At 60.0% G+C, this 22,908-nt stretch carries 19 protein-coding genes and 1 other RNA gene; 8 read left to right on the forward strand and 12 right to left on the reverse strand.

The features are described 5' to 3' along the window. Window positions 1–54: 54 nt before the first annotated feature. Window positions 55–2,883: an outer membrane beta-barrel protein gene (locus I2E69_RS05250; RefSeq protein ID WP_195459482.1), complete on the reverse strand. Its 2,829-nt coding sequence runs from the start codon at window positions 2,881–2,883 to the stop codon at window positions 55–57. Between the two features lie 196 nt (window positions 2,884–3,079). On the opposite strand from I2E69_RS05250, the gene I2E69_RS05255 reads away from it, so the two are divergent. Further along, window positions 3,080–4,342 (forward strand): anaerobic sulfatase-maturation protein, encoded by a 1,263-nt coding sequence (locus I2E69_RS05255; RefSeq protein ID WP_195459484.1) that lies wholly within the window; start codon window positions 3,080–3,082, stop codon window positions 4,340–4,342. A gap of 10 nt (window positions 4,343–4,352) precedes the next feature. Here I2E69_RS05255 and I2E69_RS05260 read toward each other — a convergent pair whose 3' ends face one another. The 10 genes from I2E69_RS05260 to I2E69_RS05305 all read right to left on the reverse strand — a co-directional run bounded on the left by I2E69_RS05260 (window position 4,353) and on the right by I2E69_RS05305 (window position 13,973). After that, the gene (locus I2E69_RS05260) at window positions 4,353–5,792 is read right to left on the reverse strand and encodes a DHA2 family efflux MFS transporter permease subunit (protein ID WP_195459487.1); all 1,440 of its coding nucleotides are present in this window, start codon (window positions 5,790–5,792) and stop codon (window positions 4,353–4,355) included. A 110-nt stretch (window positions 5,793–5,902) separates the two neighbouring features. After that, window positions 5,903–6,267: RNase P RNA component class A (gene rnpB, locus I2E69_RS05265), an RNA gene on the reverse strand. Between the two features lie 86 nt (window positions 6,268–6,353). Next, a complete protein-coding gene (locus I2E69_RS05270) occupies window positions 6,354–7,736 on the reverse strand; it encodes an aldehyde dehydrogenase (protein ID WP_195459490.1) in 1,383 nt (460 codons plus the stop codon). Between the two features lie 129 nt (window positions 7,737–7,865). Continuing rightward, entirely contained in the window at window positions 7,866–8,891 is a 1,026-nt protein-coding gene (locus I2E69_RS05275; protein WP_195459493.1) for a vWA domain-containing protein, read from the reverse strand. A gap of 13 nt (window positions 8,892–8,904) precedes the next feature. Continuing rightward, window positions 8,905–9,891, reverse strand: coding sequence for a vWA domain-containing protein (locus I2E69_RS05280; protein WP_195459497.1), 987 nt, complete (start codon window positions 9,889–9,891; stop codon window positions 8,905–8,907). A 39-nt stretch (window positions 9,892–9,930) separates the two neighbouring features. Then, complete coding sequence (locus tag I2E69_RS05285) at window positions 9,931–10,287, reverse strand: four helix bundle protein (protein WP_195459500.1); 357 nt, start codon at window positions 10,285–10,287, stop codon at window positions 9,931–9,933. A 38-nt stretch (window positions 10,288–10,325) separates the two neighbouring features. Beyond that, complete coding sequence (locus I2E69_RS05290; RefSeq protein ID WP_195459503.1) at window positions 10,326–11,111, reverse strand: tetratricopeptide repeat protein; 786 nt, start codon at window positions 11,109–11,111, stop codon at window positions 10,326–10,328. Window positions 11,112–11,122: 11 nt separating this feature from the next. Then, on the reverse strand, window positions 11,123–12,091 hold the full coding sequence (locus I2E69_RS05295; RefSeq protein ID WP_195459506.1) for a hypothetical protein: 969 nt from the start codon (window positions 12,089–12,091) through the stop codon (window positions 11,123–11,125). After that, the gene (locus I2E69_RS05300) at window positions 12,088–12,972 is read right to left on the reverse strand and encodes a DUF58 domain-containing protein (RefSeq protein ID WP_195459508.1); all 885 of its coding nucleotides are present in this window, start codon (window positions 12,970–12,972) and stop codon (window positions 12,088–12,090) included. The genes I2E69_RS05295 and I2E69_RS05300 overlap by 4 nt, the downstream gene beginning before the upstream one ends. 2 nt (window positions 12,973–12,974) lie before the next feature. Next, window positions 12,975–13,973 carry an AAA family ATPase gene (locus I2E69_RS05305; RefSeq protein ID WP_195459510.1) on the reverse strand — a complete coding sequence of 333 codons (999 nt, stop codon included), beginning with the start codon at window positions 13,971–13,973 and terminating at the stop codon, window positions 12,975–12,977. Window positions 13,974–14,085: 112 nt separating this feature from the next. Between I2E69_RS05305 and I2E69_RS05310 the strand changes: the two genes are divergently transcribed. The 7 genes from I2E69_RS05310 (at window position 14,086) to I2E69_RS05340 (ending at window position 22,231) form a co-directional block, all read left to right on the forward strand. Next, window positions 14,086–16,626, forward strand: coding sequence for a UvrD-helicase domain-containing protein (locus tag I2E69_RS05310; protein ID WP_195459511.1), 2,541 nt, complete (start codon window positions 14,086–14,088; stop codon window positions 16,624–16,626). 4 nt (window positions 16,627–16,630) lie between these two features. Then, complete coding sequence (locus I2E69_RS05315) at window positions 16,631–17,560, forward strand: glycosyltransferase (RefSeq protein ID WP_195459514.1); 930 nt, start codon at window positions 16,631–16,633, stop codon at window positions 17,558–17,560. Window positions 17,561–17,565: 5 nt separating this feature from the next. Beyond that, window positions 17,566–18,225, forward strand: coding sequence for an endonuclease III (nth, locus tag I2E69_RS05320; RefSeq protein WP_195459518.1), 660 nt, complete (start codon window positions 17,566–17,568; stop codon window positions 18,223–18,225). A 24-nt stretch (window positions 18,226–18,249) separates the two neighbouring features. Continuing rightward, complete coding sequence (locus I2E69_RS05325; protein WP_195459521.1) at window positions 18,250–19,023, forward strand: DUF4886 domain-containing protein; 774 nt, start codon at window positions 18,250–18,252, stop codon at window positions 19,021–19,023. 75 nt (window positions 19,024–19,098) lie between these two features. Beyond that, complete coding sequence (locus I2E69_RS05330; protein WP_195459524.1) at window positions 19,099–20,130, forward strand: DHH family phosphoesterase; 1,032 nt, start codon at window positions 19,099–19,101, stop codon at window positions 20,128–20,130. 4 nt (window positions 20,131–20,134) lie between these two features. Continuing rightward, on the forward strand, window positions 20,135–21,022 hold the full coding sequence (locus I2E69_RS05335) for a LysR substrate-binding domain-containing protein (protein WP_195459527.1): 888 nt from the start codon (window positions 20,135–20,137) through the stop codon (window positions 21,020–21,022). A 135-nt stretch (window positions 21,023–21,157) separates the two neighbouring features. Continuing rightward, entirely contained in the window at window positions 21,158–22,231 is a 1,074-nt protein-coding gene (locus I2E69_RS05340) for a YeiH family protein (protein WP_195459530.1), read from the forward strand. A gap of 9 nt (window positions 22,232–22,240) precedes the next feature. Here the strand turns inward: I2E69_RS05340 and I2E69_RS05345 are convergent, their stop codons facing one another. Beyond that, window positions 22,241–22,804 (reverse strand): GNAT family N-acetyltransferase, encoded by a 564-nt coding sequence (locus I2E69_RS05345; protein WP_195459533.1) that lies wholly within the window; start codon window positions 22,802–22,804, stop codon window positions 22,241–22,243. Between the last annotated feature and the right edge of the window lie 104 nt (window positions 22,805–22,908).

Here is a 22,908-nt window from a genome sequence, read left to right on the forward strand (position 1 = left end):
GGTACGAAAATAGTGAAAAAACTGCGAATAACCGGCGCTTCGGAAAAAAATCGCTTACTTTTCCTGCATTGCCTCTATTACGGCGTTGTGCTGGCGGCGGAAAAGGCGCAGGTTATAGGTGAACTGAAACGATACGTAGCGGCCGATGCCCAGGTTGGTGACGTTGCGCAGCGTTGTGCCCGTCACCGTACGGCGGAAGGTGGTTCCGTTCTGGTCGAGGATGTCGTTCACGCCGACGCTCGCTTCGCCCAAACAGTTGCGGAAGAGTTTGACACCGAGCATTGCGTTGCAGATCAGGCGTTCTTCGAGGAACGTATCGGTGATTCCCTTATAATAGTTGTAGTCGGCGTTGGCGCGCACGACGAGGCGCTTCCAGACCACGAACGTCGTTTCGGCTTTGGCCGACTGGCTGAAATAGGTGTTGTCGAGCGTGCGGACCTGCGACGAACTTTTGCTCGCGTTGTAGCGTCCCGTGTAGCTCAGGCGGAAGTCCACCGATTCGGAGATGTTGCTCCCGAGGGTCAGTCCGGCGTTATAGACGTTGTTGTTCAGCTCGTTGCGTTCGCCGTTGATGATACTCGGGATGCGGCCCGTCGAGACCCCCGCCCGGAAGTTGAGGTTCGAGCGCAGCCACCGGACGGGCATGCCGTAGTTGACGCTGGCGCGCAGGCTCCATAAGCCCGCGAGGTTGACCGGCTTGGTGTACTGGTTGCCTTCGCCGAGGAGCGTTCCCTCGTCGTCGATGACGAAGTTCGGGGAGTCGATCACCAGCGAGTCGGTGATGGTGTTGGGGCTTGCCGCGAACTCCGCCGAGACCGTGAAGGTGCGCCCCTTGGCGGGATTGGCGCGGATGTACTGACCCGAAAGGCGATGGGTATAGACCGGATCGAGGCCGGGGTTTCCGGCAAAGACGTTCTGGCGGTTGGTGGTGTTGACGATGTCCTGCAGGTCGGTGGCGCGGGGATTCGACGTGCGCCCCGAAGCGTTGAATTTCAGGGTGTTGTTGCGGTTGATATTGACGTTCGCCACCACGCTGTACGTGAGGTTGTCGAACGATGTTTCGGTTTTCCGGTCATAGGGGAAAACATAGTCGCTGCTGAATCCCGCATGCTGGTAGTAGAGCGTCGCTGCGACTTTCGTCTTTTTGAAATAATACTGATAGGTGCTGCCGATGCGGTGGGTCAGGTAGGCATAGTCGTATTCGGTCGACTGCTTCGGATTGCGTTCGTCGGGAAAAACATTCTCTTTGGTGAGTACGAACGTGTTGCGCTCGACGCTGTTATCGGTGTAGTTGATGCGGTATTCGAAGCTCAGGCGCGAGCGTTTCGAGAGCGAACGGGTGTAGCTCACGTTGCCGTTGAGGTCGTAGCCCGGCTGGTCGCGGTCGGTGCGCGTAATGTTGCGCGAGGAGTAATCCGCCGTGTCGCACTCGATGTTGTCGGGGTCGCGGAAGGTGTACTGCCGCGGGCGGCTCAGCTGGTCGTAGCTGCGGTAGGTTCCCCCGACGCCGACGGTGAGGTTGTGCGACGTTTTTCCCGGCAGGCGGTAGCGGTAGAGCAGGTAGTTCGAGACGTTGTATCCGTCGCTGTTGTTGTGGCCGAAGTTGCGGCGGCGGTTGACGAAGCGGATGTCGTCGTCGGAGAATTTGTTGTCGGTGCGGCTTCGCAGTTCGTTGCGGTAGTTGTTGTCCTGCAGGCTGAACGAGGTGCGCATCATCATCGAATGGCGGTCGGAGAATTTGTAGTCGACGCGCGCGTTGAAACGGTGGTTGAGATTGAGCGTCCTGGAGTTGTTCTCGTCGTTGTAGAGCACCAGTTTATCCGTCGAAGTGAAGGTCTGCCGGTCGCTCAGGCTGGTGTTGTGGTTGTCGGTGCGGTTGAAGAAATAGCTGGCCGTGGCCTTGCCCTTTTTGCCCCAGTCGTCGCTGTAATTGACGCCGATGGCCTGCACGGCCGAGATGCCGTCTAAGGGGCGGACCATGAAATTGTTGCCTGAAGACTTGCCCGACCGGTCGGTCGTGCCGAGGATGTCCTCGAACGAGAAATTCTGGCGGCTGATGTTGTTCGCCAGTCCGATCACCGAGATGCGGCGGTCGTTGTCGAAAATGTTGACGTTGCCGCCGCCGATGTATTTGTCGGGGATGCCGTAGGCTCCGTAGAGGCGTCCGAAAGCGCCCCGCCGCTTGTCGGGGAGCGTTACGATGTTGAGCGACGTGTATCCTTCGCCGGTGTCTACGCCCGTAAATTCCGACTGGTCGCTCTGCGAGTTGTAGATGTCGATGCTTTCGATCATGTCGGCCGGGATGTTGCGGATGGCCGACATCACGTCGTTGCCGAAAAATTCGCGCCCGTCGACGTAGACCCGCCGCACGGTGCGGCCCTGTGCCTCGATACCGCCGTCGGCGACCTCCAGGCCGGGCATTTTCGAGATCAGCGACTCGGCGTCCGACCCGAACGAAACCTTGTAGGCCGAGGCGCGGTAGGAGAGCGTGTCGCCGCGTACGGACGAACGTAGCGCGGGCGCTTCGACGGTCACCTGGTCGATGGCTTCGGCGCGGGGCGTGAGCCACAGCGAGTCGAGAAGGACGGCCGCCGTGCCGACCCGCAGGTCGCGGTGCAGCGAGTCGTACCCCAGCGAGGTGACCGTGAGGCGGTAGTCGCCGCGCGGCACGCGGGGGAATGTGCCGCGGCCTTCGATGTCCGAGGTGGTATAGAAAGGCGTCGCCGCGGTGTCCGTGCGGCTGCGCAGTTCGGCTACGGCCCCCACGACTGCTTCGCGCGTGATGCGGTCGGCAATGCGGAAACGCACTCCTGCGGATTGTGCCGCGGCGGTCGCGGCGCAGAGCAGGAATAGCAGGTTGAGCAGCGCTTTTCTCGGGTTCATCGGATGAAGGGGATTCGGCGGATAAAGATAATGGTTTTGCGCCTTTCATACGCTCTTTTTAGGGATATTTTAGCATAATGGGATACGTGTCGGCTGTTTTTGACCAGAAAATATTCCCGATTGCCTCTGCCTTTCACTATATTTGTCAAAATAATTGCGGGCGGCGTTCGTTTTGTCCGTAAACCGGGAATCTCACATGAAGAACAAAGATATCTTTACCTTCCGCGATGCGGAGAAACAGGCGGGCCCTGTGGCCTTTTCGACGATGCTCAAGCCCGCCGGTTCGGCCTGCAACCTCGACTGCCACTACTGCTATTACCTGGACAAAGCCGTCCAGTACGGCGGCAAGCAGGCCGTGATGAGCGATGAATTACTGGAACTTTACGTCAAACAATACATCGAGGCCAACGAGGTCGAAGTGGTGCAGTTCTGCTGGCACGGCGGCGAACCGCTGCTGCTGGGCGTGGATTTTTACCGCCGGGCGATGGCTTTCCAGGAGAAATACGCCGACGGAAAGAAGATCGAAAACATCCTCCAGACCAACGGCACGCTGGTCGATGAGGAGTGGTGCGACCTGTTCGCCGGAAACAACTTCCTGGTCGGGATTTCGCTCGACGGACCGCAGGACATCCACGACACGTTCCGCCTGACCAAAGGCGGCAAACCCACCTTCGAACGCGTGATGCAGACGATCGGGATGTTCCAGCGCAGCGGCGTGGAGTACAACACCCTGAGCGTCGTGAACAAGTTGTGCGAAGGCCGCGGCGGCGAGATTTACCGCTTCTTCCGCGATACGGTGCACAGCAAGTACATGCAGTTTTTGCCTGCCGTGGAGCACGTCGTCGACAAGCCGGGCTTCCACCGTCCGCTGATCGTCTCGCCCGACCGCGAGGGCGCGCGGCTGGCCGAATGGTCGGTGACGGCCAAAGGCTACGGCGAGTTCCTGTGCGACGTGTTCGACGTATGGGTGGTGAGCGACGTGGGGCGCATATTCGTACAGATGTTCGACGCGACGCTGGCCCAGTGGTGCGGCGTGCCCCCGGGCGTTTGCTCGATGGGCGAGACGTGCGGCGATGCGCTGGTGGTCGAACACAACGGCGACGTTTATTCGTGCGACCATTTCGTTTATCCCGAATACAAGTTGGGCAACATTGCCGAGACCTCGCTGACGGAGATTTACCGGACCCGAAAACGCCGCGATTTCGGGCTGGCGAAACGCAACGCCCTTCCGGGCGAATGCCTGCGCTGCAAATACTATTTCGCCTGCCGGGGCGAGTGTCCGAAGCACCGCTTCGAGACGGGCTCCGACGGATGCCGCAAGAACTCGCTCTGCGAGGGTTTACAGCATTGGTTCCGCCATTCGGAACCCTACATGGAGTACATGCGCGACATGCTGGCGCGCGAGCAGTCCCCGGCGTGGGTCATGCAGTTCGCCCGCAAGCGGATGGGGCTGATGTAGCCGCCCGGGATCAGTTTTTCACCTGTTTTTTCCGTCTCAGGAGCACCCACACGAGCGGCACGGCCGATGCGAGGGTGAGCCATACCACGACCGAGAGCGCGTCGGTGACCCCTTCGACGTAAGTCTGGGCCGCCGGGAGCGTTTCGTGCGCCGTGTGGTAGGCTGTGCGGGTTGCGAGGATCGCCGTGAGGACGGCGATGCCGAAACTGCCTGCGAGTTGTTTGATGCTGTTCGAAATGCCGGCCGCCGCGGCCATGTCCTGCTGGGTGAGGTTCTTGAGTGAAAAGAGGTTGAGCGGTGCGAACGTGAGACCCATGCCGAAGCCGCGCAGGTAGAGGACCAGCAGGATGTGGCTGTGGGTGGTGTGGAGCGTGAAGCGGCTTGCGAGCCAGAAACTCAGGGCCATGACCAGGATGCCCGCAACGACCAGCAGCAGGGGTTTGATGTAGCGCGTCAGGTAACCCGAGACGGTTGAAAGTACCCCCTGGATAAGTCCTACGGGCAGGAAAACACTGCCGGCCATCAGTGCCGTGTATCCCAGTCCGCGCTGCATGTACAACGGCAGCAGGTAGGTTCCCCCGAGCATCCCGACGGCGAAGAGCGTCAGCACGGCCATCGAAACGCCGAAATTCCGTTCGGCCAGCAGCCGGATTTGCAGCAGGGGCGCCGGGCTGCGCAGTTCCGTGACGATGAAGAAGACGAACGCCGCGGCCGCCACCGTAAAGCAGGCCACGACTTCGGGAGCCGACCAGCCGTCGTGGTTGGTGGGCGAATTGCCGCGGGCGAGGGCGTAGATCGTCAGCGGCATGAACAGGACGATGCCCGCGAATCCTTTCCAGTCGAAGGGGTGGCGTACGCCGCTCCGCCACTCTTTCTGGATGAATACCGAGAGCAGGATCGCTGCAAGTCCCACCGGAACGTTCACGTCGAAAATCTTGTGCCAACTGTAATCGTCGACGAGGTAGCCGCCCAGCAGCGGACCGAACGAGATCGAAGCCGCGGCGGCCATCGACCAGAGACCCAGCGCGAGGCCCCGCTCTTCGGGTTTGAATTCGCGGGTGACGATGGCCAGGCCGAGTGCCTGGATGATGCCGCTGCCGAATCCCTGCAAAGCCCGTGAGGCGATGAGGAACGTGTCGCTCGGGGCTTTTCCGCAGAGCCACGAACCCAGCGTGAAGAGCACCATTCCGAGGATGTAAACGCGTTTGTTGCCGAAACGGTCGGCGAACCAGCCCGCCGAAGGCAGCATGACGGTCATGGTGATCATGTAGGCCGTGATGACCCATTCGGCCGAGGAGATGCCGATGTGGAAGGCCGACATAATGGCCGGAAGCCCGACGTTGACCACCGTAACGTCCAGCACGGCCATGAAGGTCCCGAGCATGATCATGCCCAGAATCCACCATTTGTAGCTGCTGCCCTGCCGGATATGTTCGCCGAGAGTCGTCATCCGGCGTGGCGGGTTCAAAAAAAGTGCCAGCCCGGGGGATTCGGCTGCCCAATGTTGCCGCAGGGCGCTCCCGTAAAAACAGGAAGGTGTCGCAGTAATGCGACACCTCCGTACGTGCAGGTCCTGTAAGCCGGGTTCTGTCCCCGGGGCGAACCCCGGGTCCCTGTCATTTATCTAGGACGGCAGTCTCCTGCCGTCTCGAGCAACCTACCCCCCGGCATCGGGCGAGCAACCCTTAATTGCCGGTATACACGGTCTTGCAACCCACGGGACGTACTGCCGGGCGACATTGCTGCCCCCGCGGTGGGCTCTTACCCCGCCTTTTCACCCTTACCCGCAGTTTGCTGCGGGCGGTCGTTTTCTGTTACGCTACCACAACCTCACGGCTGTCAGGTCGTTAGCCTGCGTGGCGCTCTGTGTTGCCCGGACTTTCCTCTCCCGGCCTGGGGCCGGCAGCGACAGAGCGGACCTGCGCAGCAAAGGTAGGGAATTAAAAATTAAGAATTAAAAATTGAGAATTAAAAATTGCAGGCGGCAGGCCGGAATTATGCGGGGCCGTTTTTACAAGATCTTTTTGATCCACCGGAATCCTTTGTAGGGCGGATAGCGGAACGGCAGGTCGAGGCGCTTCGGCGACGAGACGACAGCCCGGCGGTGGGAGAACGCGTCGAAACTGTCGCGCCCGTGGTAACGGCCCATGCCCGAGTTGCCCACGCCGCCGAAAGGCAGGTTGTCGTTGGCGATGTGCATGATCACGTCGTTGAGGCACGCTCCGCCCGAGGAGGTGTGCAGCAGGACTTTGCGGCCCGTTTCCTCCGGCCCGAAGTAGTAGAGCGCCAGCGGTTTTTCGCGGTCGTTGACGAAGGCTACGGCTTCGTCGGTGTCGTCGAAGGGAACCATCGGCAGCACGGGGCCGAAAATCTCCTCCTGCATCACGGGCGATGCGGGGTCCGTGTCGGTGAGCAGTGTCGGTTCGATGTAGCGGTCGGCAGCGTCCGTGCGGCCGCCGATCCGGATTTTTCCCTGCGGGAGGTAGCCCGCCACGCGTTCGAAGGCGCGGTCGTTGACCAGCCGGACGTAACAGGGGCTTTGCTGCGCATCGTCGCCGTGGAGTTCCCGCAGGGCACGGGCGAACGCTTGCGTGAATTGGTCTTGCAGTGAACGGTGGATCAACAAATAGTCGGGTGCAATGCAGGTTTGCCCGGCGTTGAGGGTTTTGCCCCAGGCGATGCGGCGCGCGGCGGTTGCGATGTCGGCCCCGCGGTCGACGATGCAGGGACTTTTACCGCCCAGTTCCAGCACGACGGGCGTCAGGTTTTTCGCGGCTGCGGCCATGACGATCCGTCCCAGCGCAGGGCTTCCCGTGAAAAAGATCACGTCCCAGCGCAGGTCGAACAACCGGGTGTTCACATCCCGGTCGCCCTGCACGACGGCGACGTATTGTTCGTCGAAAATTTCGGCGACGAGCCCTTCGATCGTCTTTGCGACGTGGGGCGTATAAGGCGAAGGTTTCAGCAGGGCGGTGCAGCCGGCCGAAATGGCCCCGACCAGCGGGTTCAGCAGCAGTTGCACGGGGTAGTTCCACGGTGCGACGATGAGCGCCTGCCCGAGGGGCTCGCTGACGATCCGGCTTTTCAACGGCAGGAGTTTGAGCGGCGTGGGGCGCGGCTCGGGGCGCATCCATTTGCCGAGGTGGCGCAGGTGGCTGCGGATTTCACTCCGGACGATGCTGATTTCAGTAAGATAGGCCTCTTCGGGGGATTTACGCAAGTCTGTCCACAGGGCGTCGCAGAGGCGTTTTTCCCAGTTGACAAGGGCTGCTTCGAAACGCCGGAGCATCGTGCGGCGGAAGGCTTCGGGAAGCGTCGCTCCCGAGCGGAAATAGGCTTTCTGGGCCGCGGCAAGGGCCGAAATGCGTGCGGCAGGGGTGTTTTCGAGGGGCATAGGCAGTATATATAACGTGGTCCGGCGAACCGCAATCGGATAACCTGCGAGGTTGCGGCCTCGCTGAAATCCTGTTGGCTGCGGGCTTTCCGCACCGTTGCAAAGCCGCTGCCACACTCGGCGGAGCGGCTATTTCTCGCGGAAAATGTTCAGGTGCGCCAGCAGCGGGTTGCGGCGGTCGAGCACGACGAATTCCAGCAGCAGCAGGACCAGCGCGGCGATGAGCAGGTATTGGTACTGTTCGTTGAACTCCTCGAAGCGGACCATCGAAAGTTCGGTCTGCTCCATCTCGTTGATTGCCTTGACGACCTCTTCGAGGCCGATCGACTGCTTCGACGAACGGACATAAACGCCGCCCGTAATGTCGGCGATCTTGGCCAGCATCTCTTCGCCCAGTTTCGAGACGACCATTTCGCCGTTCTCGTCCTTAATGAACTCGCCGCCGATCTGAATCGGGGCGCCTTCGGGCGTGCCGATACCGATGGTGAAGATTTTGACGCCCATCTGGGCGGCGCGTTCGGCGACGGCGATAGCGTCGTCGTCGTGGTTCTCACCGTCGGTGATCAGGATGATTACGCGGCCGTGGCTCTGCTCCGTCTCGCCCGAGAACGACAGCAGGGCCTGTTCCAGGGCCTTGCCGATCGCCGTGCCCTGCACCGACACCAGCGACGGGTCGATTCGCCGCGCGAAGGCCCGCGCCATGCGGTAGTCCGAGGTGATCGGCAGTTGGACCTTGGGTTCTCCGGCGAAGACGACCAGTCCCACGCGGTCTTGCTGCAACCCCTCGAAGAGTTTGCCGATGGCGTATTTGGTCCGTTCGAGGCGGTTGGGCTGGAAATCTTCGGCCAGCATCGAGTTCGAGACATCGACCGTGAGCATCATTTCGATGCCCCGGGCTTTCTCCTCGCGGAGTTTCGAACCGAATTGCGGGCGCGCCGCAGCCAGCACGACCAGCGTCACGGCGCCGCAGAAAAGGATGAACTTGAAGGCGATGCGCCCGGTCGATACTTCGGGCATCAACTCTTCCAGGATGCCCGGATGGCCGAAACGCGCGAGCCGCCTGCGGCGGTTGCGTGCGGCCAGCCAATAGAGCGCGATGAGCACCGGGACGGCCAGCAGGAGCCAGAGATATTGCGGATTTGCGAAGCGGAACATAAGCAAATTTTCTTTACGGTATGCGTTTCAGGACGAGGTTCGAGAGCAGGAACTCCGTGAGCAGCAGCCCCAGGGCGGCGAGCGCCCAGACCAGGAACAGTTCGTGGTAGGAGATATGCTCGGTCACCTCGACCTTGCTCTTTTCGAGTTGGTTGATCTCGTCGTAGACGGCTTTCAGCTTGTCTTTGTCCGTGGCCCGGAAGTAGCGGCCGCCGGTCATGTCGGAGATCGCTTTCAGCACCTTCTCGTCGATTTCGACCTTCTGGTTGACGAATGTCAGGTTGCCGAACATGTCGATGGCCGGGTAGGGGGCCATGCCTTCGGTTCCCACGCCGATCGTGTAGACGCGAATGCCCTGCGCCTTGGCGATTTCGGCGGCGGTCATCGGCGCGATTTCGCCCCGGTTGTTCACGCCGTCGGTCAGGAGGATGATGACCTTCGACTTGGCGTCGCTCTCGCGCAGGCGGTTGATGGCCGTCGCCAGGCCGTTGCCGATGGCCGTGCCGTCCTCGATCAGGCCGCTGCGGATGCGGGCCAGGAGGGTTTGGAGCGTACTTTGGTCGGTGGTCAGTGGACTCTGCGTGAAGGCTTCGCCGGCGAATGCCACCAAACCGATGCGGTCGCCGTAGCGGTCGGCGATGAACGATCCGGCGACCTCCTTGGCCGCCGTGATGCGGTCGGGTTTGAAGTCACGGGCCAGCATCGAGCCCGAAACGTCGATGGCCAGCATGATGTCGATGCCTTCGGTGTTCGAACGCACGTTCTGCTCGATATCCTGCGGACGGGCCAGCGCTATGACGAGCAGTGCGAAAGCTGCTGCGCGCAGCACGAAAGGCAGGTGGCGCAGGTAGTAGCGTACGGTCCGGGGCGCCCGCACGACGCCGGCGACGCTCGAAATCTGGATCGAGGCCCCGCCCTGCAACGCACGCCAGACGTAGTAGCCGATCATCGGCACGAGCAGCGTCAGCAGCCAGAGGTAATATGGTGAAGCAAAATGCATAGCTTACGCAATTAAAAATTAAGAATGAAAAATTAAAAATTATTTTGTCTCTTTCATTGTTTTCAGGATACTTGCAAGGATATTCGTCAATTCCCGGCAATCAGAAAAAATACTTTTAAATTCGTTCTCCGTCAGGTAGTCCGTGCTGTATAACAATTCCAACCAATATTCGGTTTCATACGTTTCCTTTAATGCAATGTGCATTTTTGCGATGAAATCCTCTTTCGATTGTCCTCCGATTGCTTCCCGGACGTTTGCTCCGATACTCGTTCCGCTTTTAAGCAGCTGTTTCGAAAGTACGTACTCGTTATTCGTTTCGGAAATATGCTTATACAGCCGGACAATCCGGATTGCAAAATCGAGGCTCTTGTCCTTTATGATGTTATCGGCCTTCAATTTTTAATTCTTAATTTTTCATTTTTAATTAAAACAAGCTACCAGTTTTTCTTTCCGCGGACCACCACGCCCTGTTTCTCCTTGAGCTTCTCCTGGGTCTTGTCCTCCTGGGCCTGAATGGCGTCGAGCATCTGTTGCTGCTCTTGCGGCGAGATACCCGAAGGCGTCGGCTGGCCCTGCTGGTCGCCTTTGCCTTCCTTGTCGCCCTGCGAGGGGTTTTGCTGCCGGTCCTGGTCGCCTTTCTGGTCGTTCGGGTTGCCCTTCTGGTCCTTCTGGTCGCCTTTCTGATCGGGGTTCTGCTGGCCCTGGCCGTTCTGGTTCTGGTCCTTGTTCTGGTCTTTGTCCTGGTCCTTTTTGTCGTCGCCGCCACCGCCGCCGCCGTCCTTGTTCTGGTCGAGCAGCCGCTTGGTATAGGCGTAGTTGTACTTGGCCTCCATGTCCGAGGGATTCAGACGCAACGACTGCTTGTAGCTTTCGAGCGCCTCCTGGTATTTCTGTTGCTTGAACTGGGCGTTGCCGAGGTTGTAGAACGCTTCGGCGCGCTCCGTGTCCGCACGCAGCGAGTCGGCCGCAGCCTGCTGCATGGTCTGCTCGGCGCGGTCGAACCGTTCGGCTTTGTAGAGGGCGTTGCCGAGGTCGTAAGTTGCCTCGAACTGTCCCGCAGCGGCCTGCAGGGCCTGCTCGTAGCGGCCGATCGCCTGCTCGTAATTGCCCTTGTTATACTGCCGGTTGCCTTTGCGCACCAGCGAGCGCTCGGGCATATCCTGGGCTTGCGCCCCGGCGGCGGCAAAGATAAACAGGGTGATATAGAGTAACTTGTACATCGTTGTTGCGTTTAGTTTTCCTTCGGAGCTTCTTCCTCGTCGGGAGTCTCCTCCTCGGCGATTTTCGTTTCCTCGACGAAGTAATATGCCTTCAGGTAGTCGGCCTCATTCTGCTCGGCTTCGGGCGTCGCTTTGGCGAATTTCACCAGGTCGGCGTCGCGCAGGATCGCCGTCAGGTCCATCCGGGCCTTGTCGGGCAGCTCCTCCGCGCGCATCGTCTCGATGATTTCGTCGGAGGTCATCTCCATGGCGCCGAAGCCCCAGCGGGCGGCGATGTAGGTGCGCAGGATGTCCGTCAGTCCCGAATAGTAGAGTTTATGTTTGTTGTTCTGCCACAACTTCTGGTTGTGGAGCGCTTCGAGGGCCTGGATGGCGGCGACGTGCGGCGGCAGCGGCGGGGCGGGTTTGAACAGGTCGCCGAAGCCCTTGCCGCGGCTGGCGAGGTAACGTTTGAGTGCATAGCCGGCGATCAGCAGCGCCAGAATGAAGAATATTCCCCATTTGATATAACCGCTCAGTTCGCGGAAGCGGAACGGCAGGTTTTTCTGGCCTTTCAGGTCGTAGATCGACTGCGAGGTGGAGTCGATCTGGAACGTAGCCACCTCCAGGTAGACCGAATCGGTACTGCGGAGCGTATCGAGGATGTTCTTGTCGGCATAGAGCACCTGCGCCGCGCCGAGGTTGTATTTGCCTTCGTCGAAGGCGGCCAGCCGGTAGCGTTTGCGCAGTTTCAGGCGGCGGCCGTCGCGTTCGAGCGTGTCGACCGGGCAGCTTTCGACCAGTTCGAGTTTCCCTTCGGCGTTCTGGAATTCGGGAAACTCCACGACCTGTACGAGGTCCTTCTCCACGTCGATGATATAATCGAAGCGGTCGCCGATCATGATGCTGTCGGGTTCGACGCGCGCCGTGACCGTGGGCGTTTCCTGCGCCCGGGCCGCGAATCCGGTGAAAAGAAGCGCTATTGCAAAGAGTCGTTTCATCGCTGTTTGAACAGTTTTATTAATTCGGCCACATAGTCGCCGTCGGTCGAGATCATGGCCGTGTCGATGCGGTTGTGCTTGAGCGTGGAGTCGATTTCGCTGCTGCGCTGCTGCCACGAGGCGGCGTAGTGGTCGCGTACGGCCCGCGAGGAAGTGTCGACCCAGACCTTGCGGCCCGTCTCGGCGTCGCGCAGGCTGACGATGCCCACGTCGGGAAGTTCCGTTTCGCGGGGGTCGAAGACGCGGATGCCCACCAAATCGTGCTTGCTCCCGGCGATTTTCAGCGCATCGTCCAGCGCCGATTTGTCGTTGGACGAATCCATGAAGTCCGAGAGGATGAAGGTCGTGCAGCGCTTTTTGTTGACGTTGGTCAGAAAGCGCACCGGTTCGGAGAGCTTCGTGCCGGCCGATTCGGGCCGGAACCCGATCAGTTCGCGGATAATCATCAGGATGTGGCTGCGGCCCTTCTTCGGGGGAATGAACTTTTCGACCTTGTCCGAAAAGAAAATGCACCCCACCTTGTCGTTGTTCTGCGCGGCGGAGAAAGCCAGCACGGCGGCGATTTCGGTGATGATGTTTTTTTTCAGGCGGTCGGTCGAGCCGAACATGCGCGAGGCCGACACGTCGACCAGGAGCATCATCGTCAACTCGCGTTCCTCTTCGTAGACCTTGATGTGGGGTTTGCGCGAGCGGGCCGTGACGTTCCAGTCGATGTCCCGCACGTCGTCGCCCGCACGGTACTCCCGCACTTCGGAAAACGACATACCCCGCCCGCGGAAAGCCGTATGGTACTTTCCGGCGAAGATCTCGTTCGAAAGACCGCGGGTCTTGATCTCGATCTTACGGACGCGTCTGAGAATATCGTTCTCGGTTTCCTGCATCGTTAGGGTACGATTACGTTGTTAAGGATGTCGGTGATGATCTCCTCGGTGGTGATGTTCTCGGCTTCGGCTTCGTACGTCAGGCCGATGCGGTGGCGCAGCACGTCGTGGCAGACGGCGCGCACGTCCTCGGGGATGACGTAGCCGCGGCGGCGGATGAAGGCGTAGGCGCGGGCGGCCTTCGCGAGCGAAATCGACGCACGGGGCGAACCGCCGTAGGCGATCAGGTTCTGGAGTTTCTGGAGGTTGTACTCCGCGGGTTCGCGCGTGGCGAAGATGATGTCGATGATGTATTTTTCGATCTTCTCGTCCATGTAGACATCCTCGACCACCTTGCGGGCCTTGACGATGTCGTCGGGTGTGATTACCTTGTTCACCTTGGGCATGCCGGCTCCGGAGAGGTTCATGCGCACGATGTCGCGCTCCTCCTGCTTCTTGGGGTAGGAAATCTTGGCTTTGAGCATGAAACGGTCGACCTGCGCTTCGGGCAGCGGATAGGTTCCCTCCTGCTCCAGGGGGTTCTGCGTAGCCAGTACGAGGAAGGGCTGCGGCAGGGGATAGGTGCTGTCGCCGATGGTTACCTGGCGCTCCTGCATGGCTTCGAGCAGCGCCGACTGCACCTTGGCCGGGGAGCGGTTGATTTCATCCGCCAGTACGAAGTTGGCGAAGATCGGACCTTTGCGCACGACGAAATCCTCGCTTTTCTGCGAGTAGATCAGCGTACCGATCAGGTCGGCGGGCAGCAGGTCGGGGGTGAACTGGATGCGCGAGAAACCCGCGTCGACGGCCTTGGCGAGCGTCGTGATGGCCAGCGTCTTGGCCAGGCCCGGCACGCCTTCGAGCAGAATGTGTCCGTTGGACAGCAGGCCGATCAGCAGGGTGTCCACCAGGTGGCTTTGGCCTACGATGACCTTTCCCATTTCGTTCCGGAGCGTATCGACGAAAACCGATTCGCGCTCGATACGCTCGTTTAGTTCTTTGATGTTGATGACTTCGCTCATTGTTTTATTCTTGTTGTAGTATTGTCGTGGGATGTAACTTTTTAACGTTTGCAATGCAAAGATATTATTTTCTTTCAAAAATTCTTTCTTAAATCTTATTAACTTTGCAGTCATGGAATCCAAAGAATCTCCGATATTACAGGGTTTGAACCCCGCCCAGCGGGATGCCGTGGTCAATTACGACTCGCCGTCGCTCATCATCGCGGGCGCCGGGTCGGGCAAGACCCGCGTGCTGACCTCGCGTATAGCATACATGATCGAACAGGGCATAAAGCCCTGGAATATTCTGGCGCTGACCTTCACCAACAAGGCCGCCGAGCAGATGCGCGAGCGCATTGCGCAGATGCTGCCCGACAACCGCAGCCGTTATATCCGCATGGGTACGTTCCACTCGGTTTTTTCGCGTATCCTGCGGGAGAACGCCGGGAAGATCGGGTTCACCGACTCGTTCACGATCTACGAACCCAGCGACTGCAAGAACCTCCTGAAGACGATCGTCCGCGAACTGAACCTTCCGGACGAGAAGTACAAGCCCAACGTGCTGGCGTCGCGCATTTCCTATGCCAAAAACTGCCTCGTCACGCCGGGCGCCTACCTGGCCAATTCGACCTGCGCCGCCGAGGACCGGCAGGCGCAGATTCCCGAGTTCGGCAACATCTACAACATCTACTGCCAGCGCTGCAAGCGTAACGGCGCGATGGACTTCGACGATTTGCTGTTGCAGACCAACATCCTGCTGCGCGACTGCCCCGATGTGCTGGCCCGCTACCAGGAGCAGTTCAAATACATCCTCGTCGACGAGTATCAGGACACCAATTATGCCCAGTATACGATTATCCGCCGCCTGTCGCAGACGCACTCGAAGGTTTGCGTCGTGGGCGACGACGCGCAGTCGATCTACTCGTTCCGCGGGGCCAAAATCGAGAATATCCTTTCGTTCAAGAAGGATTATCCCTCGGCGATGGTCTTCAAACTGGAACAGAACTACCGTTCGACGCGTACGATCGTCGATGCGGCCAACTCGGTGATCGTACGTAACTCGAAACGCATGGAGAAGCATTGCTTCTCGGAGGGCGATGTGGGCGATAAAATCCGCATCCTGAAGGCCTATACCGACCGCGAGGAGGCGGAAATGGTCGTCACGGACCTGCGCGACAAGGTCCGTGCGGCGGACGACGAGTGGTCGGAGGCGGTGATCCTTTACCGTACGAACAACCAGTCGGCCGTGCTGGAGGACAATCTCCGCCGCCGGGGCATTCCCTACCGCATTTACAAAGGTTCGTCGTTTTACGACCACAAGGAAATCCGCGACATGATGGCGTATATCCGGTTGGTGATCAATCCCCGCGACGACGAGGCGTTCAAGCGTATCGTCAACTATCCGGCGCGCGGTATCGGCGACACGACCGTGCAGCGCATCGCGCAGTTGGCGGCCGAGCGGGGTGTTTCGATGTGGGAAGCGGTCGACGCGCTGGTCGCCGAACCCGTTACGGACCCCGTGCAGAAGACCATTGCCCGCAAGGTGACGGATTTCGTGGCGATGATCCGTGCGATGTCGCTGGCCCGCAACGACAAGGGGCTTTACGACTTCGGTCTGGAGATCGCTTCGCGGTCGGGCATCATCGCGGCTTACCGCACGGAGAACACTCCCGAGGCCACTTCGGCGCTGGACAATATCGAGGAGCTTTTGAACTCGATGCAGGAGTTCAAGGAGCGGTGTGATGCTGAAATCCGCAACGGTGAGCGTCCCGAAGAGGAGGAGGCGACCATCGAGGAGTGGTTGCAGAACATGATGCTGATGACCGACATGGACAAGGACGATCCTGCGGAGAAAAACAAAGTGACGCTGATGACGGTCCATTCGGCCAAGGGATTGGAGTATAAATATGTGTACATCGTAGGTCTTGAAGAAAACCTCTTCCCTTCGCAGCGGGCTGCCGAGTCGCCCGACGGCATCGAGGAGGAACGCCGCCTGTTCTATGTAGCCCTGACCCGCGCCAAAGTTTCGGCGACGATCTCCTATGCCGAGATGCGTTTCAAATGGGGCAACATGGAATTTTCGCGTCCGAGTTGTTTCCTGCGCGAGATCGACCCCAAATACATCGAATCGGACACCGACTTCGCCGAGGAGCGCCCGCGGCGCCAGGCCGGCGACGACGGACCCGCGGCCATCGACGAACTGCGCCGCCGCTTCGACTACCGCTTCCAGCAGAAACAGCAGGGCGGGGGACGTTTCGGCGGAAACGGCGGTTCGGGTGGTTACGGAGGCCGCAGCGGTTCCGGCAGCGGCGGCAGTTTCGGCCGCCCGGCGGACGGCGAATCGGGGCCGGCGCGGCGTTTTGCGCGGGCGACGCAGCCCCAACGCCCGGCGGCGGCTCCCGATCCTGCACTCGTGCAGACGCCGAGGCCCTCGACCGACGGCATGCGCCGCGTCGGCGTGCGTCAGGCGATGGACGGCGGACTTGCCTCCGGGGATTCGGCTCCCGTGAGCGGCGATTATGCAGTGGGGCAGCGCGTCGAACATCCGAAATTCGGCGTGGGCATCGTGCAGCGCATCGAAACCCTCGCCACGGACCACAAACTCGTGGTGGCTTTCGACAATGCGGGTGAAAAGACCCTGCTGGCCAAATTTGCAAAACTGACTAAATTATAACAGAATGAATCTCTCCACTCCGCTGGTGTCGGTTTGCATAACGGCCTACAACCAGGAAAAATATATCGCACAGGCGATCGAAAGCGTATTGACGCAGCAGACTTCGTTCGATGTGGAACTGGTAGTAGGCGATGACGGCAGTACGGACCGTACGGGGGAGATTTGCCGGGAGTATGCGGCGAAATACCCCGACCGCATCCGGCTGGTGACTTCGCCGGGGAATGTCGGCATGCGGGCCAATTACCGCCGCACGTTCGATGCGTGCCGCGGGAAATACGTGGCTTACCTCGACGGCGACGACTGGTGGACGGACCCGCAAAAACTGGAATTGCAGGTCGAACTTATGGAGTCGGACCCCGGATGCGGGATGTGCTGCACCGCCGCAATCGATTATTACCAGGCGACGGGCGAACGGAAGCCCTATCCGCCGGAGCGTTATACCGATTTCGACCGGCTGTTGCTGCGCACGACCGTCGCCAACTGCACGACGCTCGCCCGCCGGGAGCTGATCGCCGTCTACTATGCCGAAGTGCGTCCCGAAGAACATCCCGAGTGGCAGACCGACGACTGGCCGATGTGGCTGTGGTTTGCGGCGAAGAGCCGAATCCGGTTTATCGACCGCCCGACGGCCGCACACCGCCGCCTGCCCGAGAGCGTGAGCCATACGCCTTCGCACGTGAAGCGCATCGCCTTCCGCGATTCGCTCATGGGCATCAGCCTCTGGTTCGACGCGCACTACGGCACGGGGCGCAATCGTTTCCGCATCCTGCGCGAACGCAGCGGGGTTGCGCTGTGGGTCCTTTCGTGGGAGGGTACGGTCGGGGAGTATGCGGCGCGCTGGCGGAAGGATATATGCGCCTGTCCGCGTTTGCTGTTGTGTCCCGAAGGACCCGGACTGCTGGTGAAAAAGATTTTGTTTCGACGTAAAAAATAACGGCTATGACAACAAAAGAGCGTTACGACGGCATCATTGCCTGGTTCTCGGAGCACATGCCTGTGGCTGAGAGCGAATTGCAGTACACCGACCCTTACCAACTGCTGGTGGCGGTGATCCTTTCGGCTCAGTGTACCGACAAACGGGTGAACATGACTACTCCGGCCCTGTTCGAGGCTTTCCCGACGCCGTTCGAGATGGCCAAGGCTTCGGCCGAGGAGATTTATCCCTATATCAAGAGCATCTCCTACCCGAACAACAAGGCCAAAAACCTTGCGGGGATGGCCCGGATGCTGTGCGAGCAGTTCGGCGGCGAAGTCCCGAGCGACCTGGACGAGATGCAGCGCCTGCCCGGCGTGGGCCGCAAGACGGCCAATGTGCTGGGCGCCGTGTTGTGGCAGAAGGAGGTGATGCCGGTCGACACGCACGTCTTCCGCGTCTCGGAGCGCATCGGGCTGACGACCCGGTCGAAAACCCCGCTCCAGACCGAACTGACCCTTGAAAAGAATATTCCCGGCCACCTGCTGCCCGTCGCCCATCACTGGCTGATCCTCCACGGGCGCTACGTCTGCACGGCCCGGGCCCCGAAATGCAGCGAGTGCGGCATTGCGACCTGGTGTCGTAAATACGCCGCCGACCGGAAATCGGCTGCGAAAAAATCGTAAATTCACCGAAAAACCGAATCCGCCATGATGAAACTTGTTCTACGCTTGATTTTTGTGTTGTTGCCACTGGGCAGTATGGCCCAGACGCAGGACTCCCTGCGGGTGCTGTGGGTCGGAAACAGTTTTACCTATTACAACGACCTGCCTGCGACGGTGCGTGAAATCGCCGCTTCGCAGGGTGTGAAACTTTCGTGTGCGCGTATCCTCAAGGGCGGCGAGCGCTTCTCGGGACACCTGAAGAACCGGGCGCTGCTGGACACGCTCGCTCGCGGCGGCTGGGACTACGTGATCCTGCAGGAGCAGAGCTCCTCGCCCGCGATGCCGACCGGCGAGGTCGCCCGCGAGGTCTACCCTTTTGCGCGGACGCTCGACAGCCTCGTGCACGCCGGATCGCCCCGCGCGCAGGTGATTTTCTACATGACGTGGGGTCACCGCAACGGCTGCCGTCGGCCCGTGGCGGGCTATCCCCCGATCAACAGCTATGAACTGATGCAGGCGCGGCTGGTGACGAGCTATCTCGAAATGACCTACGACAACGACGCATGGTGCGCCCCGGTCGGCCTGGCGTGGCGGCAGGTGCGGGCCGAACACCCGGACTGGGATCTTTACCAGCCGGATAATTACCATCCTTCGCCCACAGGGAGTTACCTGGCGGCCAACGTGATTTTTACGACGATTTTCCGGAAGCCCTATCTGACGGAAGTGCGGGCGGGGCTCCCTGCGGAGCAGGCCGGATACCTCCAGCACCTAGCCCAGCGGACCGTGCTCGACAACCTCGTGCTGCTGAATATCCGGTAGGTCTGTGGATGCGGGTTTGTTATATCCCCCCTTTTTTCCTATCTTTGTCCAGTTCACCAATGCGGACCAAGCCGAATGAAGTTATCGAAAGAACACATCGGACGCCTGCGTGAGTTGCTTGCGCAGCCCCGGCAGCGGATCGTCATCGTCTCCCACACCAATCCCGACGGGGATGCCGTCGGGTCGTCGCTCGCATGGGCCGAAGTCCTGCGTACGATGGGGCATGAGGTGACCTGCGTCGTCCCCAATAAATTCCCCTATTTCCTCGACTGGATGCCCGGCATCGACGAGGTCGTGGTCTTCAAGGCCGATACCGAGGGGCGCGCCGCACGCGCTATTGCCGAAGCCGACGTGATCTTCTGCCTCGATTTCAACGCCGTTTCGCGGCTCGAAATCCTCAGCGACACTATCGAGGCCAACACCACGGCCCGCCGCGTGCTGATCGATCATCACCTCTCGCCCGACGAGGGCTTCGATCTTCTGTTCTCGCATCCCGATTCGTCGAGCACCTGTTTTCTGGTTTACAGCATCGTCGAGGCGATGTGCGGCACGGAGGCCATCACACGCAGCATGGCCGAATCGCTCTACGTCGGCATGATGACCGATACGGGTAACTTCGCCTTTTCGTTCCTCACCCCGGAGTTGTTCCGCGCCGTGGCCGTGCTGATCGAAAAGGGCATCTCGATTCCCGACATTTACAACAGCGTTTACAATGCCTATACCGAAGGCCGCGCGCGGCTGTTCGGCTATGCCATCAACCGCAAGATGGAGGTTATCCAGGACGGCACGGTGGCTTATATGTCTTTGCTGGAAAACGAGATGCGCCGCTTCCAGTTCCAGCAGGGCGACAGCGAGGGTTTTGTCAACTACGCCCTCACGATCAAGAAGGTCAAGATGTCGGCCATGTTCCTCGCCCACCGCAAGTTTATCCGCGTGTCGCTGCGCTCGCGGGGCGATGTCGATGTCAACCTCTTCGCCCGCAAATATTTTGACGGCGGCGGCCACAAAAACGCCGCAGGCGGCAAGTCGTTCGTTTCGATGCAGGAGACTATCGACCACTATATCCGTTCGGTGAAGGAGTTCGCCGACGACGGCCTTCTGGGCTGAAATCATGGATGATTTTCGCCTCAAAGTCTTTATCGCCGCGGCCCGGACGCTGAGTTTCACCCGGACCGCCGAACAACTCTACATCTCGCAGCCCGCCGTGAGCAAGCACATCGGCGAGTTGGAATCCCGTTATAAGGTACAACTTTTCGCCCGCCGCGGCAGCCGCCTGGAGCTGACCGATGCGGGCCGCACGATGCTGGAGGCCGCCGAACGGCTGGCCGACGGCTACCGCCGCCTCGAATACGAGATGAGCCTCTGCACCGGCCTGGCCGAGGGCGAACTCCGCCTCGGGGCCAGTACGACCATTGCGCAATACCTCCTGCCGCCGATCCTGGCGCGTTTTACGGCGCGTTTTCCCGGGGTGCGGGTCTCGGTGTTTTCGGGCAACAGCGCCGAGGTCGAGCAGGCGCTCGGCGAACATGCGGTCGACCTGGGGCTGGTCGAGAGCCTCAGCCGCCGGCAGGGGCTGCATTATACGCTTTTCAAATCCGACGAACTGGTGCTGGTAGCCAGTTCGTGCGGGAAATACGCCCGTACTGATGCCGTGACGCCCGAAGAGTTGCTGCAAATCCCGCTGGTGCTGCGCGAAAGCGGTTCGGGAACGCTCGAGGTGATCGCCGCAGCCCTTGCGGCGAAGGGTATCCGCCTCTCGCAGCTCCATGTGGCGATGCGCCTCGGTACGACCGAAGGAATCAAGGCCTTCGTCCGCAACAGCGACGCAATGGCCATCGTGTCGGTGATTTCGGTGGTAGACTGCCTGCGCAGCGGTACGCTGCGGATCGTCGATATCGAAGGCCTGGCATTCGTGCGGGATTTCAGTTTTGTGCATGCCGCCGCCGAACCTGCGCAGCTCGCCCGGCAGTTCATCGACTTCGCCCGGGCGGGTCTCTGACCGGGCATATCTTCGTCTGTGATAACTTCAGGTTATTCCGGATAACAAATTCTTGTTTCATATCCCGATAAAAGATGCGACCTTTGCCGGCGAAATAAAGTAAAAGTTATCGGTTGTTTTTAAAATCGTAAACGTATGTTGGAAAAAGGCAACAGGGCGAATACCCTGCACGGAATTCTTTTGATCGCCCTGTTTTCATTTGCGGCATTCTATATCGCCGAGGTCCCCATCGTCAGGAAACTCTCGTTCAGTCCGCTGATCGTCGGCATCGTGCTGGGTATGCTCTACGCCAACAGCCTGCGCAACAGGCTGCCCGAGACGTGGGTTCCCGGCATCCGGTTCTGCACCAAACAGGTTTTGCGCTGGGGCATCATCCTCTACGGATTCCGCCTGACGCTGGCCGAGGTGGCGGCCGTCGGCGTTCCGGCCGTGGTCGTCGACGTGATCGTCGTAACGGTTACCATCCTGGGCGGGGTTCTGCTGGGGCGGTTGCTGAAGATCGACCGCGACACGGCGCTGATGACCTCGACGGGCAGCGCCATCTGCGGCGCGGCGGCCGTGCTGGGCGCCGAACCGGTCGTGAAGTGCGAGGGATATAAAACCGCTATCGCCGTCTCCACGGTCGTTATTTTCGGGACCCTTTCGATGTTCCTCTATCCTGTTATGTACCGCACGGGGATGCTCGACGGGCTGACCGATACGGGCGTGGCCGTCTATACGGGCAGTACGCTGCACGAAGTGGCCCATGTGGCCGGGGCGGGCAACGCGATGGACCCGACCGATGCATTGGGAATCGCCGGGACGGCCACCATTACCAAAATGATTCGTGTCATGCTGCTGGCTCCCGTGCTTGTGATCATGGGCTTCGTGCTGGCGGGACGCCGGAAGACCGACGCCGGGGGACGTACCGAGAAACGGAAGATCGCCGTGCCGTGGTTCGCCTTCGGATTCATCGGGGTCATCGGCCTCAATTCACTGCTGCAATACCTTTGCGGGGCGGAGACGGTCCGGGAGATTCCGCTGAACGGGACCATCGAGTATATCGATACGTTCATGCTGACGATGGCCATGACGGCGCTGGGAACCGAGACGAGTTTCGACAAGTTCAAGCAGGCCGGGGCCAAACCCTTCGTGCTGGCCGGCCTGTTGTACGTCTGGCTGCTGGCGGGCGGTTATTACGTTACGAAGTACGTGGTCGGAATGCTGTAACAGTTCCCGTTACAGCTTCGGCAGCGTCGGATGCTCGTGATCCGAATAAAGAAGCACCGTTTCCCGTATGAAGTCCGCGAAATCGCGGGCTTCTTCGTATGTAAGGGCCGTCGGGTAGCTCATCAGCACCAACTGGTGGGCGTGGAACGGACGGCGGAACGAGGGATGGATATACTCGTAGGGATTGGTGATGAAGCCCAGCCGCTCGTAGAAGTGCTGGCGGCGGACCGAGATGTCGTCCACCGGCGGGTCGATCTCCAGGATGACGCGCCGCCCCTGGCAGAAAGCCGCCAGGGCTTTCGAACCCATGTTCTGTCCCCGCAGGCGGGGCGAGACGGCGAGGTGTTCGACGTAGTGGTAATCCCCGGCGTTCCAGTGGAAGAGGATACCGATGAACTCGTCGCCGCGCCAGATGCCGTCGGCCTCGAAATGAGGATCGCCGAAGGCGCGGTCGTAACCCGCAGCGTTCCAGCGTTCGCAGTCGGGAAAAGAGACCTCGTAAAGGGCCCATGCTTCCGCCCAGCCTTTGTCCGAGCGGGATTTGAAGGGTATGAATTGCAGTTGCTGTGTCATGATTTCCGATTTTCGGCAAGATACGGCAAATTTCCCACAAAACCCAATTTGTCCGAGGGCCGGAAGCAGTCCGGGTTGCCTCCGGGCCGATGTTTCGCCTGAGA

The organism is Alistipes sp. D31t1_170403_E11 (genome assembly GCF_015553985.1).
Classification (GTDB): domain Bacteria; phylum Bacteroidota; class Bacteroidia; order Bacteroidales; family Rikenellaceae; genus Alistipes; species Alistipes montrealensis.